Genomic DNA, 13,345 nt, shown 5'->3' with positions numbered 1-13,345 from the left:
CGGGCACCTTCTAAAATAGCCCGTCAGGCCGGGTTCGCCAGCTTTGGATCCAGTCACCTAAGCCGAGCGGCTCCCTAGACCCTCACCATCAAGGTGCCTTGGGCATCCGCCGCGCCATGCAGCAACTCGATGACCCAGTCGATGAACACCCGCACCCTGGGCGACAACTGTCGATGGGGCGGATAAACCATCGAAATCGGCCAGGACGGCACGGGATGGTCGCTCAGCACTTGCACCAATCGCCCTTCGGCCAACTGCCGCTGGACGTGGTAACGCGGCGCCTGGATCAAGCCGAAGCCCGCTTCACATGCCGCCACATAGGCATCGGCATTGTTGAGGATCAGATCTCCCGGCAGCTGCATCTCGCGAACCCGCCCCGCCACCTCGAATTCGAACGGGAAGAACCGCCCATTGCCGGACGCAAAGGCGATCGCGCTATGGGCCGACAGTTCTTCCAACCGTCGGGGCGTGCCCGAGCGAGCCAGATAGCCGGGGCTGGCACACGTCACTTGGTGCAACCGTACGACCGGTCGCGCCACCAGTGCCTGATCCGTGATATTCCCGGCGCGGATGGCGCAATCGACGCCCTCGCGTTGCAGGTGCACTTGCCGGTCGTGGAAACCGATGTCCAGTTGGAGCTGCGGATAACGTCGATAGAAATCCGGCAGGTTCGGCACGATCCAGGTGCAACCGAAGGCGATGGGCATGTCCACGCGCAACGTGCCACGGGGTTGGCTGCGTTGCGCCGAAAGCGAGGTTTCGAGGTCGTCCAGTTCATCCAGCAACTGGCCGCAGCGCTGGTAATAGGCTTCGCCATCGAGGGTGGCGCGCACTTGCCGTGTGGTGCGCTGCAACAGTTGCACGCCCAAGTGGCTTTCCAATTGCTGGATCAACAGGCTGACGGTGGCGCGAGGCAGCCCCAGGTCGTCGGCCGCCTTGCCAAACCCGCCCAGCTCGACGATGCGCCGGAACACCTGCATTGCCTGTAATCGGTCCATCGATGCCTTCCACTGTTTAGAAATTACGAATAGTTAAACCAAAAATCGCGGGTTTATCCAGAAACTCCCTTGCTTGAGACTGCGCTGGTCGTTCAATCCAAGGAGTCAAATCATCATGATCACCCGCCAACTCGGCCATCAGGGCCCACACGTCAGCGCGATCGGCCTGGGCTGCATGGGCATGTCGGATTTCTACACCACCGGTACCGACGAGCGAGAATCGATCGCCACCCTCCGCCGCGCCGTGGAGCTGGGCGTGACGCTGTTCGACACGGCAGACATGTACGGACCGCACACCAACGAAGAACTGCTCGGACGGGCCCTGCGCGGTAAACGTGAAGGGATCTATCTGGCGAGCAAGTTCGGCCTGGTGCGCAGCGACGATCCCCATGCTCGGGGCGTCAACGGTCACCCCGAGTACGTCCGCCAATCCATCGAAGGCAGCCTCAAGCGCCTCGGCACCGATTACCTCGATCTGTACTACCAGCACCGCATCGACCCGCAGGTGCCGGTGGAGGAAACGGTCGGCGCCATGGCCGAGCTGGTCAAGGCCGGCAAGGTCCGCCACATCGGCATCTCGGAGGCCAGCGCCGAGACCATCCAGCGAGCCCACGCCGTGCATCCTTTGGCGGCGGTGCAAAGCGAATACTCGTTGTGGTCCAGGGAGCCGGAACACAACGGCGTGCTCGAAACCTGCCGGCGGCTGGGGATCGCTTTTGTCGCCTACAGCCCTTTGGGGCGCGGCTTCTTGACTGGCGAGCTGAAAACCCCCGAGGACTTTGCCGCTGACGATTATCGGCGCTTCAACCCGCGTTTCCAGGCCGATAACTTCTATCGCAACCTCGAGCTGGTCGAACGCGTCCGGGCCATGGCCGAGCAGAAGCAAATCAGCGCCGCGCAACTGGCTCTGGGTTGGGTGCTGGCCCAGGGAAGCAATGTCATCCCGATCCCGGGCACCAAGCAGCGTCGGTACCTGGAAAGCAACGTCGCCGCCGCCAGCGTTTTCCTGAGCGACGATGACTTGAACCAGTTGGACGCCATTTTCGGCCCTGAAGGCGCCGTGGCCGGCGAGCGCTACAGTGCCGAGGTGATGACCTTGCTCGACGGCTGATCAACGCTGGCCTGCAGGAACTTCCCCTGTGGCGAGGGGATTTATCCCCGCTGGGTTGCGAAGCGGCCCTAAAACAGTGAACTCAATCTTGCTGGCACACCGAGTTGCTTGGTTTGGGGGCTGCCGCGCAGCCCAGCGGGGCGGGGCGACGTTTCGCTAAATCCCCTCGCCACGGACGAAGCTCATTGCGCGACAGCACAGCGTCGAAGCCCCGGCGGGGACTCCTCGCCAAAGGCTGCTTAGCTACATCGAGTTCATCCCGCAGCACTAACGAGAGCCAGATCCCGATACGACTCATTCTTGCTTACTGAGAATCCTCTGCTATGACTTAACCGGTCACTTCAAGTCTGTGAGGCAAGGGAATGTCAGCCGCCAAGAAAATGAGCGTGGGGCAGCTGACCATGCTGACCGCCGTCAACATGCTGGGATCGGGCATTGTCCTGTTGCCCACCAAACTCGCCGAAGTCGGCGGTATCTCGATCCTGTCCTGGCTCATCACCGCCACGGGCTCGCTGGCACTGGCCTATGCGTTCGCCCGCTGCGGCATGCTCAGTCGCAAAACCGGCGGCATGGGCGGCTACGCCGAATACACCTTCGGCAAGTCCGGCAACTACATCACCAACTACACCTATGGCCTTTCGCTGCTGATTGCCAACGTGGCGATCAGCATCACTGCCGTCGGTTATATCCAGACGCTCTTTGGAATAAAGCTCGACTCGGTCCAGGTTGGCCTGGCCACCATCGCGCTGTTGTGGCTGACAACCTTCGCCAATTTCGGTGGCGCACGCATTACCGGCAAGATCGGCGCCGTCACCGTATGGGGCGTGATTGCCCCGGTAGTGCTGGTCTCGACCGTCGGTTGGTTCTGGTTCGACAGCAGCGTCTACGCGGCCGGGTGGAACCCCCACGACAAGACCTGGTACGAAGCGGCCGGCGCGTCGGTGGCGATCACCCTCTGGGCGTTCCTCGGGCTGGAGTCGGCGTGCGCGAACGGTGACGCGGTGGAAAATCCCGAGAAGAACGTGCCGATCGCCGTCCTGGGCGGGACGCTCGGCGCTGCGGTGATCTACATCGTTTCGACCAACGTCATCAGCCGGCATCGTCGACAACGCCGAGCTGGTCTCCTCCACCGCACCGTTCGGCCTGGTGTTCGCCAAGATGTTCACGCCCCTGGTGGGCAACATCGTCATGGGCCTGATGGTGCTGGCGTGCGTCGGCTCACTCCTGGGCTGGCAATTCACCGTCGCCCAGGTTTTCAAGAGTTCGGCGGACACCGGCTACTTCCTGCCGATCTTCGCCAAGGCCAACAAGCACGGTGTGCCGATCATCAGCATGTTGATCCTGCTGGCGATGCAGACCGCGATGGCGCTGCTGACCATCAGCCCCGACCTCGCCAAGCAGTTCGACACCCTGGTCAACCTCGCCGTGGTCACCAACCTGGTGCCGTACATTCTTTCCATGGCGACGCTGGTGACCTTGCAGAAGGTTTCCAATGTGCCGGCGAACAAGGCCCTGGTCACCAACATCGTCGCGGGCATTGCCGCGGCCTACAGCTACCTGGCGCTCTACAGCTCGGGCGAACAAGCGTTGATGCTCGGCGGCGTCGCGGTCATCGTCGGCTACACGCTATTCGGCTACGTCAACACCCGCCTGATTCGCCTGGAAGCCATGAACAACAGCGTACCGACCCAGACCGTCGCGGCGCAGCACATCGTTGGCGAGGCGATTCCCGTCAACCACTTGAAGCCGGCTAACCTGGAGGCACTGCCATGACGGAACATCGAAATCTATTGGGCATGCTGGCCTTGCTCGTTTCCAACGCACCCGACAAGCGCAGCGTATTCGGCCGGGCCCTGCTCCAGTTGATCAGCGACGTGGAAGAACGCGCCGTCAACGTGCTGACCTCGGAAACCCTGAGCGACGCCAAGTCGATCCTCAGTTCCGACCCGGCGATCCAGTGCGTGTTGATCAGTTGGGAAATGGACACCAGCGACGACCACCGTGAATGCATCGACCTGCTCACGACGCTGCGCGAGCGCAACACCCGTGTGCCGGTGTTCCTGATCAGCGATCGCAGCACCGCATCCAACGTGCCGCTGATCGTCATGCAGCACGCCGACGACTTCATCTGGCTGCCCGAAGACACCAGCCGCTTCCTGAGCGGACGGATCCTTGCGGCCATCGAGCGCTATCGCCAGGCGGTGTTGCCGCCGATGTTCGGCGCCCTGCTGAAATTCGCCCGCAACTACGAGTATTCGTGGCATACACCAGGCCACGCCGGCGGCACGGCGTTCCTGAAAAGCACCGCTGGCCGGGCATTCTATGAATTCTTCGGGGAAAACCTGCTGCGCTCGGACCTGTCGATCTCCGTCGGCGAGCTGGGTTCGCTGCTCGACCACAGTGGCCCCATCGGCCAGGGCGAGCGTTATGCCGCCAAGGTGTTTGGCGCCCATCGCACCTACTACGTGACCAACGGCTCGTCGATGTCCAACCGGGTCATCCTGATGGCCAGCGTGACGCGGGACCAGATTGCCTTGTGCGATCGCAACTGCCACAAGTCCGCCGAACATGCGATGACGCTGTCCGGGGCGATTCCGACCTACCTGGTGCCGACCCGCAACCGCTACGGCATCATCGGCCCGATCCTGCCGCAGACCCTGAGCGCCGAAGGCGTGAAGGCGGCCATCGCGAGCAATCCGCTGGTCAGGAGCCACATCGACCCGACGCCGGTGCACGCGATCATCACCAACTCCACTTATGACGGCCTGACCTACAACGTGACGCGCGTCGAGGAGCTGCTGGGCGAAAGCGTCGATCGGCTGCATTTCGACGAAGCCTGGTACGGCTACGCGCGGTTCAATCCGCTGTACAAGGATCGCTTTGCCATGCACGGCAGCCCGGACGATCACGACCCGTCGAAACCGACCGTGTTCGCCACCCAGTCCACCCATAAATTGCTGGCCGCGCTGTCCCAGGCTTCGATGATTCATGTGCGCAACGGCCGCAACGCAATTCCCCATGGGCGCTTCAACGAGTCGTTCATGATGCACGCCTCGACCTCACCGAACTACGCGATCATGGCCTCGTGCGATGTCAGCTCGGCGATGATGGAGGCACCCAGCGGGCAGATCCTCACCAGCGAATCGATCGAGGAAGCCGTCGCCTTCCGCCAGGTCATTTCCCACATGCAGAGCGAGATGCACAGCCAGGACGATTGGTTCTTCTCCTGCTGGCAGCCGCCATCGATCAGGGTGGATGGACAGGCGATGCCGTTTCACAAGGTCGACCCGGCCCGGCTGAGGACCGACCCGAGCTGCTGGGTGCTGCACCCCAATGAAATCTGGCACGGCTTCGGTGACATCGAAGACGGCTATTGCATGCTTGACCCGATCAAGGTCTCGATCCTCACCCCCGGGATGGGCGACGACGGCAACCTGCTGGATTTCGGTATTCCTGCGTACGTACTCAGCGCCTACCTGGGCACCCAGGGCATCGTGGTGGAAAAAACCACGGACTTCACCATCCTGTTCCTGTTTTCCATCGGCATCACCAAAGGCAAATGGGGCACGTTGGTCAACGCCCTGCTCGACTTCAAGCGTGACTACGATGCCAACCTGGAACTGGAGCTGTGCCTGCCCGACCTGTTGAGCGCCAACCAACAGCGTTACGCGGGGATGGGCCTCAAGGACCTGGCCGAAGAAATCTTCACCGCCATGAAGAAAATCAAGACCACCGCGGCGATGACCAAGGCGTTCGGTACGCTGCCCAAGGCACAGTTCAGCCCGGTGCAGGCGTACGAAAAACTGGTCAGGAACGACGTCGAACTGGTGGCACTGGACGAGGCTGCCGGGAGGATCGCGGCAACGGGTGTCGTGCCGTATCCGCCGGGGATTCCCCTGTTGATGCCAGGCGAAAACGCCGGCCCCCTGGACGGGCCAGTGCTGAACTACCTCAAGGCGCTGGAGACTTTCGACCGGTCATTCCCGGGGTTCACCCATGACACCCACGGGATCGAGAACGATTCGGGCACCTATCGGATGCTGGTGCTGAAACAAGGTTCGACGCAACAGTGAGGTCAATCCCGCCGGCCTAGGCCAGCAGTTCGGTGATCCACCGGACCTGCCGGGCAATCTCCTGCGTCTTCTCCTCGGGCACGGCTTGCTGCGCCCGGGCAAAACTCGCCAAGGTCTTCTGCTTCAGGCGCAGCATGCGTTGCCACTTCGCCAGGAATACCGGGCTGCGGGCTTGCAGTTGCAACGGACCGAAGTACAGCTCCTCGGCGCTGTACTTCACGGGCCCGTCGCGCTCGGCAACGATGATTTCGTAGTAGAAGCGGTTCTCCCGCAGCACGTCCTCATGCAGGATGCGGTAGCCGTTGTCCATCAACCACTGGCGCAGCGGTTGTTCGCCGCCGTTGGGCTGCAGGATCAGGCGTTCCCGACCACTGAGGCGAGCCTTGCCGACGGCGAGGATGTCGCGAATCGTCTCGCCGCCCATGCCGCACAGACTGATCGCCGTAATCCCATCGGCCGGCTCGATCGCCGCCAGGCCGTTGGCCATGCGCACGGTAACCCGCTCCTCCAGGCCGCTTTCACGCACGGTGCGCTCGGCCGAACGGAACGGCGTCAACGCCACCTCCCCGGCCACCGCCGCCGTGATCACGCCACGCTTGATAAGCGCCACCGGCAAGTAGCCATGGTCCGAGCCGATATCGGCCAGGCGCGCCCCTGTCGGCACCAGCTCCGCCACACGCTCCAGGCGCATGGACAATGTCTGTTCGTTCAAACGTCCCATCCCTCTTTCATCATCTTGGGGCTTTTGCCCTGGCGAGGTTTCACACTGTATCGGCGACAGACGCAATCAAGCCCCGGAACCACCGCTGCGCCGGATGGGTGTCGCTGCGCCTGTGCCAGATCAGGTCGAATTGCATGTGCGGCAGCACAACGGGCGGAGCAAACATCACCAACTTGCTGCTGCCCGATGCGCCTGTCGCCACGCGCTTCAGGACCGTTGCCGTAAAACGGCTGCGGGCAATCAACGCGGGAACGGCAAACATCTGCGGCAGGGTCAACGCCAGCGCCCGCCGCTCACCCAGTTGCGCCAGGGCATGATCCACGACGCCGTGCAGTTCGCCTTCGGGAGAAACCAGGACGTGGCGCAGCGACAGGTACGCTTGCAGGGTCATGCCACGTCGTGCGACCGGATGATCATTGGCGACGATGGTCACGAACTCGTCCGTGAGCAGCATCCGCCCGAGAATCCTGGCATCGGCGTGGGTAGGCGGCACGCCGATGGCCGCGTCGATCATGCCGGCGTCGAGCAAATCCACCGCATGGTCCCGGTCGTTGAACGCATGGACATTCAGCGATACCCCTGGGGCCTGTTCGGCGAGTGCCTCCATCAACGGCGGCAACAGCACGTAGGCCGGGTAATCGGACAACCCGAGCTTGAAGACCATTGACGCTTTTTCGGGATCGAACTCCGGCCGGCTGACCAAGGTAGTTTCCAGCTGCCGCAGCGCTTGGGAGATCGGCTCCGCCAACTCACGGGCCCGCGGCGTTGGCAGCAGGCCATCGGCGCTACGGGCGAAAAGCGAATCGCCCAGGAGCGTGCGCAGCCGACCCAGGGCGGCGCTCATTGCCGGTTGACTCACGCCTACCCGAGCGGCCGCGCGCGTGACATTGCGCTCGTTCATCAGCGCATCGAAGGCCACGAGCAGATTCAGATCGATCCCGTGAAAATCCATAAATCAAATAATCATCCATATCGTTTATTTGTTAGACGGATTGTAGCCCGCGACCGGACAATTTCGCCATCGAACCCAACCGCCGCGAGAACATCATGCAAGCGAATCCTGACCTGACTGAACAATTGAAGCGTGAACGCGTAGCCGTTGAGACACTGTATCGGGCCTTCAACGAACAGAATCCCGATCTGGTAGACGACGTGCTCTCGCCCCAGTGGGATGACATTCCCCTCGCCCCCGGCCAGGTGCCTGGCCCTGAAGGCATCAAGCCAATCATCCGCAGCTTCGTCCAAGCCTTCCCGGATGTCCGGATCACCGTCCACGACATGGTCCAGGAACCCGGAAAAATCGGCGTGCGCGCGGAAATTACCGGGACCCATCAAGGCGAGTTTTTCGGCATCGCGGCCACCGGCACGAAGGTCGGTTTCCGCATCCATGAATTCCACGTGCTGGATAACGCCAAGCTGACCACGACCTGGCACATGGAAGACTGGTTCGGCCTGTTTCTCCAACTCGGTCAATTTCCTGCACAAGCCTGATAACACGCGGATTAAGGGGAGTCTCTTGATGAAAAACGCTTTGATTAAAACCTTCGGCAGCCCGGATGTCGTCGAGGAAGGTGAACGTACGTTGCCTGCGATTCAACCTCACGAGGTCGTGGTCCGCGTCGAAGCGGCCAGCGTCAACCCGCTGGATGTGAAGATTATTGCCGGATACATGCAAGCTATCTTTCCAGTCGATTTGCCTTACGTGCCGGGTACGGATTTCAGCGGTGTGGTCGAGTCCGTCGGCGAACAGGTGAGCGACCTCCAGCCGGGCGACCGCGTGGTGGGCCGGACCGCGCCGAGTGCCGGTGGAGCATTCGCCAGGGCGCTGGTCATCGCCGCCTCGGAACTTTGTCTCATCCCACCACAGATGAGTTTCGAGCAGGCCGCCGCCCTGCCCACTGCCTACGGCACGGCGGCGCTGGCATTGTTCGAGGTCGGCCGGCTGCGACGCAACCAGCGCGTATTGATTCACGCCGGTGCCGGTGGCGTCGGCAGCATGGCCGTGCAACTGGCCCACCTTGCGGGCTGCCATGTGATAGCGACTGCGTCTGCAAAAAACATCGAGCGGGTGAAAAGCCTGGGCGCCCATGAGGTCATTGACTACAGGACCCAGACCCTCGAACACGTGCGTGATATCGACCTGGTGCTCGATACCCTCGGAGACGAAACCCTCGAAGCCTCCTGGCATGTGTTGGGCGCCGGAGGCCGGATCGCCTCGCTGGTGGACTTCGACATAACGTCCCGGGACGGGCATGCCGGCGAGTTCGTTTTCTTCTCGACCACAGTGCCGTTCCTGCCCAGGGCGATCGAACAATTCCAGGCCGGCGACCTACAGGTCCTCATAGATTCGACGTTCCCGCTGGCCGAGGCACGTGGGGCCGTGGAAAAAGTGGCCACCGCGCATGCTTGCGGCAAGGTGCTGATTCGTCCGGGCGTTTAAGAGGTTGTTCGCATAACGCGGCTGCGGCAGTCGTCAGGCACGTGTTTGGGTCTATGCTTGTCTTGGGTTCGCTCAGGAAGAGCGAACCGCCCATCAGGAGAACACGTGAAGCATTCGATGCCTGCCGCAGCGCTGCTCTGTCTGTTGCTCGGCCCTGCGACCGCAAGCGAGCAATATCAGGTCGTCACCGAGGAATGGGCGCCCTACAACTATGTCGAGCACGATCAGCTCACGGGCATGACCACGGAAATCGTGCGGGCCATCATGGCGCTGACCGGGGACAAGTTCGAAGTGCTGTTGCAACCCAGCATGCGCGCCACGCAGATACTGAAAAACCGCCCCAAGACCATCATGTATTCGCTGTTCCGCACGCCGGAGCGCGAGCCTTTGTACAAGTGGGTCGGACCGATCGTGGAAGAATCCATCCATGCCTACCAGTTGGCCAGCGCACCGCCGATCAATTCCCTGGAACAGTTGCTGCACGCCCCGCAGATCACCACCCGACATGCAGGCCTGGTGCCGCAGACGCTACAGTCGCTGGGGTTCAACAACCTGGACAAAAGCGCAACCGAGAGCAAGCTGCTCTACCGCATGCTGCTCGCCGGGCGAACCAGCATCATCGTCGGCGACACGGCTGCGGGGGTGGCTTATTACAGCCGGCAATTGGAGATTGCGCCGGGCACCCTGAGGCAGATTCCCATCGAGCTCTATCGCTCGTCCTTGTACATTGCCTTCAGCACCGACAGTGATGACCAGTTGATTGCCGCGTGGAACCACGCACTGGAGCAGCTACGCCGGTCCGGCGAATTGGCCCGCATCCAGCGGCGCTACGAGCAACCTGCCCAGCCATGACAGGCCGGCCGGCAATTCACGACTTGCCGGCGATGCGTCTCACCCTGTGGCAATCCCAGGGCTGCACGACCTGGCCCGCCGATGAGCGAACCTCCATCGGCAACAGGGGCTGTCCGGACGCGTTGTCCAGCAGTACCGAGCGTGTCTCTTCTTCGGCGAACAGAAACCGCTCGCCCCACTGTCTCAAGCTGATCACGATCGGAAAGACCTGCTGGCCTTTTTCCGTGAGGACATATTCCTTGTAGGCGCTTCCGTCCGATGCCGGTTGTACCTGGAATACGCCGGCCTCGACCAGGGCCTTGAGGCGCGAGGCGAGGATGTTCTTGGCGACGCCGAGGCTTTTCTGGAATTCGCTGAAGCGGCGGATGCCGTCGAAGGCGTCGCGGATGATCATCAGAGACCAGCGGTCGCCGATGATGTCCAGTGTTCGGGCTACCGGGCATTCGTTATTCGTTGATGGAGCGTGTCCTGACATCGTGTTGACCTGTTTGAGTTCTTGTAGGAGCGAGCCTGCTCGCGAAGAGGCCTGTACATCCAGCACCTTCATCGAAAATGACACCGCGTTCGCGAGCAGGCTCGCTCCCACAGGGAACGGCGGTGTAGATAATCTGGTTGCAATTAAAAACCTAATCGCGCAAAAATAAAACAGGTTTCTAATTGCAACCGGATCAAGGAGCACCATGACCGCCTACACCCACCTCCCCCAAGGCCTGTCACCCCGCCTGACGTTCCTCTTCTCGATCACCTGCGCCCTGGCCGTCGCCAACGTGTATTTCGCTCAACCACTCCTCGCTTCAATGGCAGAAAGCCTCGACGTCGCCCCCGCCTCGATCGGCAGCGTAGTAACCGCCACGCAGCTCGGATACGCCTTGGGATTGCTCTCCATCGTCCCGCTGGGCGACCGGATCGACGGCAAACGGTTGATCCTCACTCTGGTTACGTTATCGGTGATTGCCCTGGCGGGCGTCGGCGCATCACAGCATTGGCTGGTCCTGCTGGGTGCCATGATCGTCACGGGTTTGCTGGCCGTGGTCGTCCAGGTGCTCGTCGCCTATGCCGCCACGCTGGCTGCCCCAGCCCAACGTGGGCAGGCGGTCGGCACGCTCACCAGCGCTATCGTGCTGGGCATTCTCCTGGCACGGTTCATCTCTGGATTGATTGCCGACCTGGCAGGTTGGCGGGCGGTTTATCTGGTGTCGTCGGGACTGATGCTGGTCATCGCGATGATGTTCTGGAAAGTGGCGCCCACCACGGCGTCGCCCCCTGACCGGCAGTCTTACCCGGCATTGATCCGCTCGTTGTTCCAACTGTTCATGACCGAACCGCTCTTGCGGATCAGGGGCCTGTTCGCCCTGCTGATCTTCGCCGCGTTTTCCGTACTGTGGACCGCCATGGTCCTGCCGCTGAGCGCCCCGCCGCTGTCGCTTTCCCACACCGCCATCGGCCTGTTTGGCCTGGCCGGCGTTGCGGGGGCGCTGGCGGCTCGACGTGCCGGGCGCTGGGCCGATCGAGGGTTCGGACAACGCGTCACCGGCTTGTCCCTGGCGGTCTTGGCGCTCGCATGGCTGCCCATCTCATTTGCCGAAAGCTCCCTGATCGCCCTGGTCTGCGGCGTGGTCCTGCTCGACTTCGCCGTGCAAGCCGTGCACGTCACCAACCAGAGCCTCCTTTTCGCCGCACGCCCCGACGCGCAAGGTCGCATGGTCGGCGCCTACATGTGCTTCTACTCGATAGGCAGCGCCCTCGGAGCCGTCGCCGCGACCCAGGTCTATGGGCTGTGGGGCTGGGTCGCGGTCAGTTGGCTGGGTGGGTTGATCAGTGCGGTGGCGTTGTTGCTTTGGTGCGCTTCGACTCGTCTGGCAGCGTGCGGCGAATAAAAAACGGTATGAACAATTGGCCATACGGTAATCTTCACCGCCAATTTCAGTGTTGATCCAAGGAGCCCTCGATCAATGTCGCTTAGTTTTCGCAGCTACGCCCTGCTGACGTGCCTGTTGTCTGAGCTGTGCATGGCCAAGACGTTGCCTATAGACCCACGCGGTGAAACGCTTTATCAGCAGGCCGTCCCATATCTAGTAGAAGCGAACAGCAAGCTCGAGGCAGTTACAGCCGAGACGCCAACTACCGGAGCGCAGGAAAAGGAGCGCTCCCTGAACCTGGCCGGAGAAGCTGGGTTATTGCTCAAGCACGCAATGCCCCTCCTGGAACAAGCAGCAGCCCTTGATCATCCGGTCGCCCAATATCGTCTCGGGCTGATTTACGTGATGCTTTCTCCAAGCGAAGTGATAAAAGAAAAAGCCTGCCCTCTGTTTGAACAAAGCCTCGCTCAAGGCTTCGCTCCGCCGGCTTTGGAAATCTCATCCTGGTGCATCGCATTTACCGAAACGCCCGAGTACCAGGCTGCATTGCAAGCCATGGAAACCAGCATTCCGCTCTACGAACAATACTTTCCACAGCCTGTCGTCAGGCTTGAATGCAGGAAAGAGGAACCTGTGGGATTCGCCATGCAATGGGGCAGCGGTCGTGACTTCCAGGCGGAGATCTATCGAATACAGGGAAACATCAACCGCGCTCGACGCTTGGAGTATTACCAGAAAGCCATCGACGTCAACGACTGCTACAGGGCCAAGAAGCGCATGGAGATTTTTAAATAGTCGCAGGCGCGATGAGACTGCAAAGCACATTGTTCGATCTAGATGCAGGTCCGCCTGGTACAAATGCTACAGTCGCGCACCAACAACGAGGGAACGCCATGCGCATCATTGGAACAGCTCTGACCATCGCACTGCTGACAGGATGCGCGACGGCCAACGAAACCTTTGGCAACGGGGGGCTCTGCGGCGTCCAACCTTACTGCGGGGTGTACTTCGATTACCAGATTCTCAAGGAAGCGGTGACTGAGGATAACGCGACGTACGCCAGTGCGTTTGCGCCGTTGGCGGCCATCGACCTGCCCCTGAGTTTCGTCGCCGATACGCTGATCCTGCCCTACACCATTTTTCAGATAAGGCCGTCCGAAGAATAAACCCCGCGTCCACGGCCTGCGCCGCCTAGGCGTTGAAACGCTGCTCCAGCTCCTCGCCATGATCGACCCAAATTGTATGGGCGCGAAACGTTCGGTCGCCTGCCCCTCTCCGCCAGGAAATACCC

The 13,345-nt window shown here is 61.4% G+C and carries 12 protein-coding genes and 1 pseudogene; 9 read left to right on the top strand and 4 right to left on the bottom strand.

Annotation, left to right across the window (positions count from 1 at the left end; all coding sequences use genetic code 11):
* Window positions 1-74: 74 nt before the first annotated feature.
* Entirely contained in the window at window positions 75-998 is a 924-nt protein-coding gene (locus tag AB4N42_RS16690) for a LysR family transcriptional regulator (protein WP_030140604.1), read from the bottom strand.
* 115 nt (window positions 999-1,113) lie between these two features.
* On the opposite strand from AB4N42_RS16690, the gene AB4N42_RS16685 reads away from it, so the two are divergent.
* The 3 genes and pseudogenes from AB4N42_RS16685 (at window position 1,114) to AB4N42_RS16675 (ending at window position 6,182) form a co-directional block, all read left to right on the top strand.
* Window positions 1,114-2,109: an aldo/keto reductase gene (locus AB4N42_RS16685; RefSeq protein WP_460115016.1), complete on the top strand. Its 996-nt coding sequence runs from the start codon at window positions 1,114-1,116 to the stop codon at window positions 2,107-2,109.
* A gap of 362 nt (window positions 2,110-2,471) precedes the next feature.
* A pseudogene (gene potE / locus AB4N42_RS16680) lies at window positions 2,472-3,860 on the top strand (putrescine-ornithine antiporter); the annotation flags it as partial.
* An 18-nt stretch (window positions 3,861-3,878) separates the two neighbouring features.
* Complete coding sequence (locus AB4N42_RS16675; RefSeq protein ID WP_460115015.1) at window positions 3,879-6,182, top strand: Orn/Lys/Arg family decarboxylase; 2,304 nt, start codon at window positions 3,879-3,881, stop codon at window positions 6,180-6,182.
* Between the two features lie 16 nt (window positions 6,183-6,198).
* Here AB4N42_RS16675 and AB4N42_RS16670 read toward each other — a convergent pair whose 3' ends face one another.
* Both AB4N42_RS16670 and AB4N42_RS16665 read right to left on the bottom strand, forming a co-directional pair.
* Entirely contained in the window at window positions 6,199-6,894 is a 696-nt protein-coding gene (locus AB4N42_RS16670; protein ID WP_258650992.1) for a tRNA (adenine(22)-N(1))-methyltransferase, read from the bottom strand.
* A 49-nt stretch (window positions 6,895-6,943) separates the two neighbouring features.
* Window positions 6,944-7,855, bottom strand: a complete 912-nt coding sequence (locus AB4N42_RS16665; protein WP_258647349.1) for a LysR family transcriptional regulator — start codon at window positions 7,853-7,855, stop codon at window positions 6,944-6,946.
* A gap of 95 nt (window positions 7,856-7,950) precedes the next feature.
* Here AB4N42_RS16665 and AB4N42_RS16660 point away from each other — a divergent pair, with 95 nt between their 5' ends.
* From AB4N42_RS16660 to AB4N42_RS16650, 3 genes are all read left to right on the top strand, one after another.
* The gene (locus AB4N42_RS16660; protein WP_198796798.1) at window positions 7,951-8,394 is read left to right on the top strand and encodes an ester cyclase; all 444 of its coding nucleotides are present in this window, start codon (window positions 7,951-7,953) and stop codon (window positions 8,392-8,394) included.
* Between the two features lie 28 nt (window positions 8,395-8,422).
* A complete protein-coding gene (locus AB4N42_RS16655) occupies window positions 8,423-9,343 on the top strand; it encodes an NADP-dependent oxidoreductase (RefSeq protein ID WP_460115014.1) in 921 nt (306 codons plus the stop codon).
* Between the two features lie 117 nt (window positions 9,344-9,460).
* Entirely contained in the window at window positions 9,461-10,195 is a 735-nt protein-coding gene (locus AB4N42_RS16650; protein WP_460116401.1) for a substrate-binding periplasmic protein, read from the top strand.
* Window positions 10,196-10,211: 16 nt separating this feature from the next.
* Here AB4N42_RS16650 and AB4N42_RS16645 read toward each other — a convergent pair whose 3' ends face one another.
* Window positions 10,212-10,670, bottom strand: coding sequence for a winged helix-turn-helix transcriptional regulator (locus AB4N42_RS16645; RefSeq protein ID WP_460116400.1), 459 nt, complete (start codon window positions 10,668-10,670; stop codon window positions 10,212-10,214).
* Between the two features lie 205 nt (window positions 10,671-10,875).
* Between AB4N42_RS16645 and AB4N42_RS16640 the strand changes: the two genes are divergently transcribed.
* From AB4N42_RS16640 to AB4N42_RS16630, 3 genes are all read left to right on the top strand, one after another.
* Complete coding sequence (locus AB4N42_RS16640) at window positions 10,876-12,072, top strand: MFS transporter (protein WP_431145420.1); 1,197 nt, start codon at window positions 10,876-10,878, stop codon at window positions 12,070-12,072.
* Window positions 12,073-12,147: 75 nt separating this feature from the next.
* Window positions 12,148-12,849 carry an SEL1-like repeat protein gene (locus AB4N42_RS16635; protein WP_217859607.1) on the top strand — a complete coding sequence of 234 codons (702 nt, stop codon included), beginning with the start codon at window positions 12,148-12,150 and terminating at the stop codon, window positions 12,847-12,849.
* Window positions 12,850-12,947: 98 nt separating this feature from the next.
* The gene (locus tag AB4N42_RS16630; RefSeq protein WP_198796796.1) at window positions 12,948-13,220 is read left to right on the top strand and encodes a YceK/YidQ family lipoprotein; all 273 of its coding nucleotides are present in this window, start codon (window positions 12,948-12,950) and stop codon (window positions 13,218-13,220) included.
* The last annotated feature ends 125 nt before the right edge of the window (window positions 13,221-13,345 follow it).

The organism is Pseudomonas sp. H2_D02, assembly GCF_054677635.1.
The sequence above is the reverse complement of the archived record's forward strand: the minus strand, read 5'-3'. Positions and strand labels throughout refer to the sequence as shown.

Coding starts and splice junctions, on each gene's coding strand:
- AB4N42_RS16690 (WP_030140604.1), bottom strand. CDS start 998: ATGGACCGATTACAGGCAATGCAGGTGTTCCGGCGCATCGTCGAGCTG.
- AB4N42_RS16685 (WP_460115016.1), top strand. CDS start 1,114: ATGATCACCCGCCAACTCGGCCATCAGGGCCCACACGTCAGCGCGATC.
- AB4N42_RS16675 (WP_460115015.1), top strand. CDS start 3,879: ATGACGGAACATCGAAATCTATTGGGCATGCTGGCCTTGCTCGTTTCC.
- AB4N42_RS16665 (WP_258647349.1), bottom strand. CDS start 7,855: ATGGATTTTCACGGGATCGATCTGAATCTGCTCGTGGCCTTCGATGCG.
- AB4N42_RS16660 (WP_198796798.1), top strand. CDS start 7,951: ATGCAAGCGAATCCTGACCTGACTGAACAATTGAAGCGTGAACGCGTA.
- AB4N42_RS16655 (WP_460115014.1), top strand. CDS start 8,423: ATGAAAAACGCTTTGATTAAAACCTTCGGCAGCCCGGATGTCGTCGAG.
- AB4N42_RS16650 (WP_460116401.1), top strand. CDS start 9,461: ATGCCTGCCGCAGCGCTGCTCTGTCTGTTGCTCGGCCCTGCGACCGCA.
- AB4N42_RS16645 (WP_460116400.1), bottom strand. CDS start 10,670: ATGTCAGGACACGCTCCATCAACGAATAACGAATGCCCGGTAGCCCGA.
- AB4N42_RS16640 (WP_431145420.1), top strand. CDS start 10,876: ATGACCGCCTACACCCACCTCCCCCAAGGCCTGTCACCCCGCCTGACG.
- AB4N42_RS16635 (WP_217859607.1), top strand. CDS start 12,148: ATGTCGCTTAGTTTTCGCAGCTACGCCCTGCTGACGTGCCTGTTGTCT.
- AB4N42_RS16630 (WP_198796796.1), top strand. CDS start 12,948: ATGCGCATCATTGGAACAGCTCTGACCATCGCACTGCTGACAGGATGC.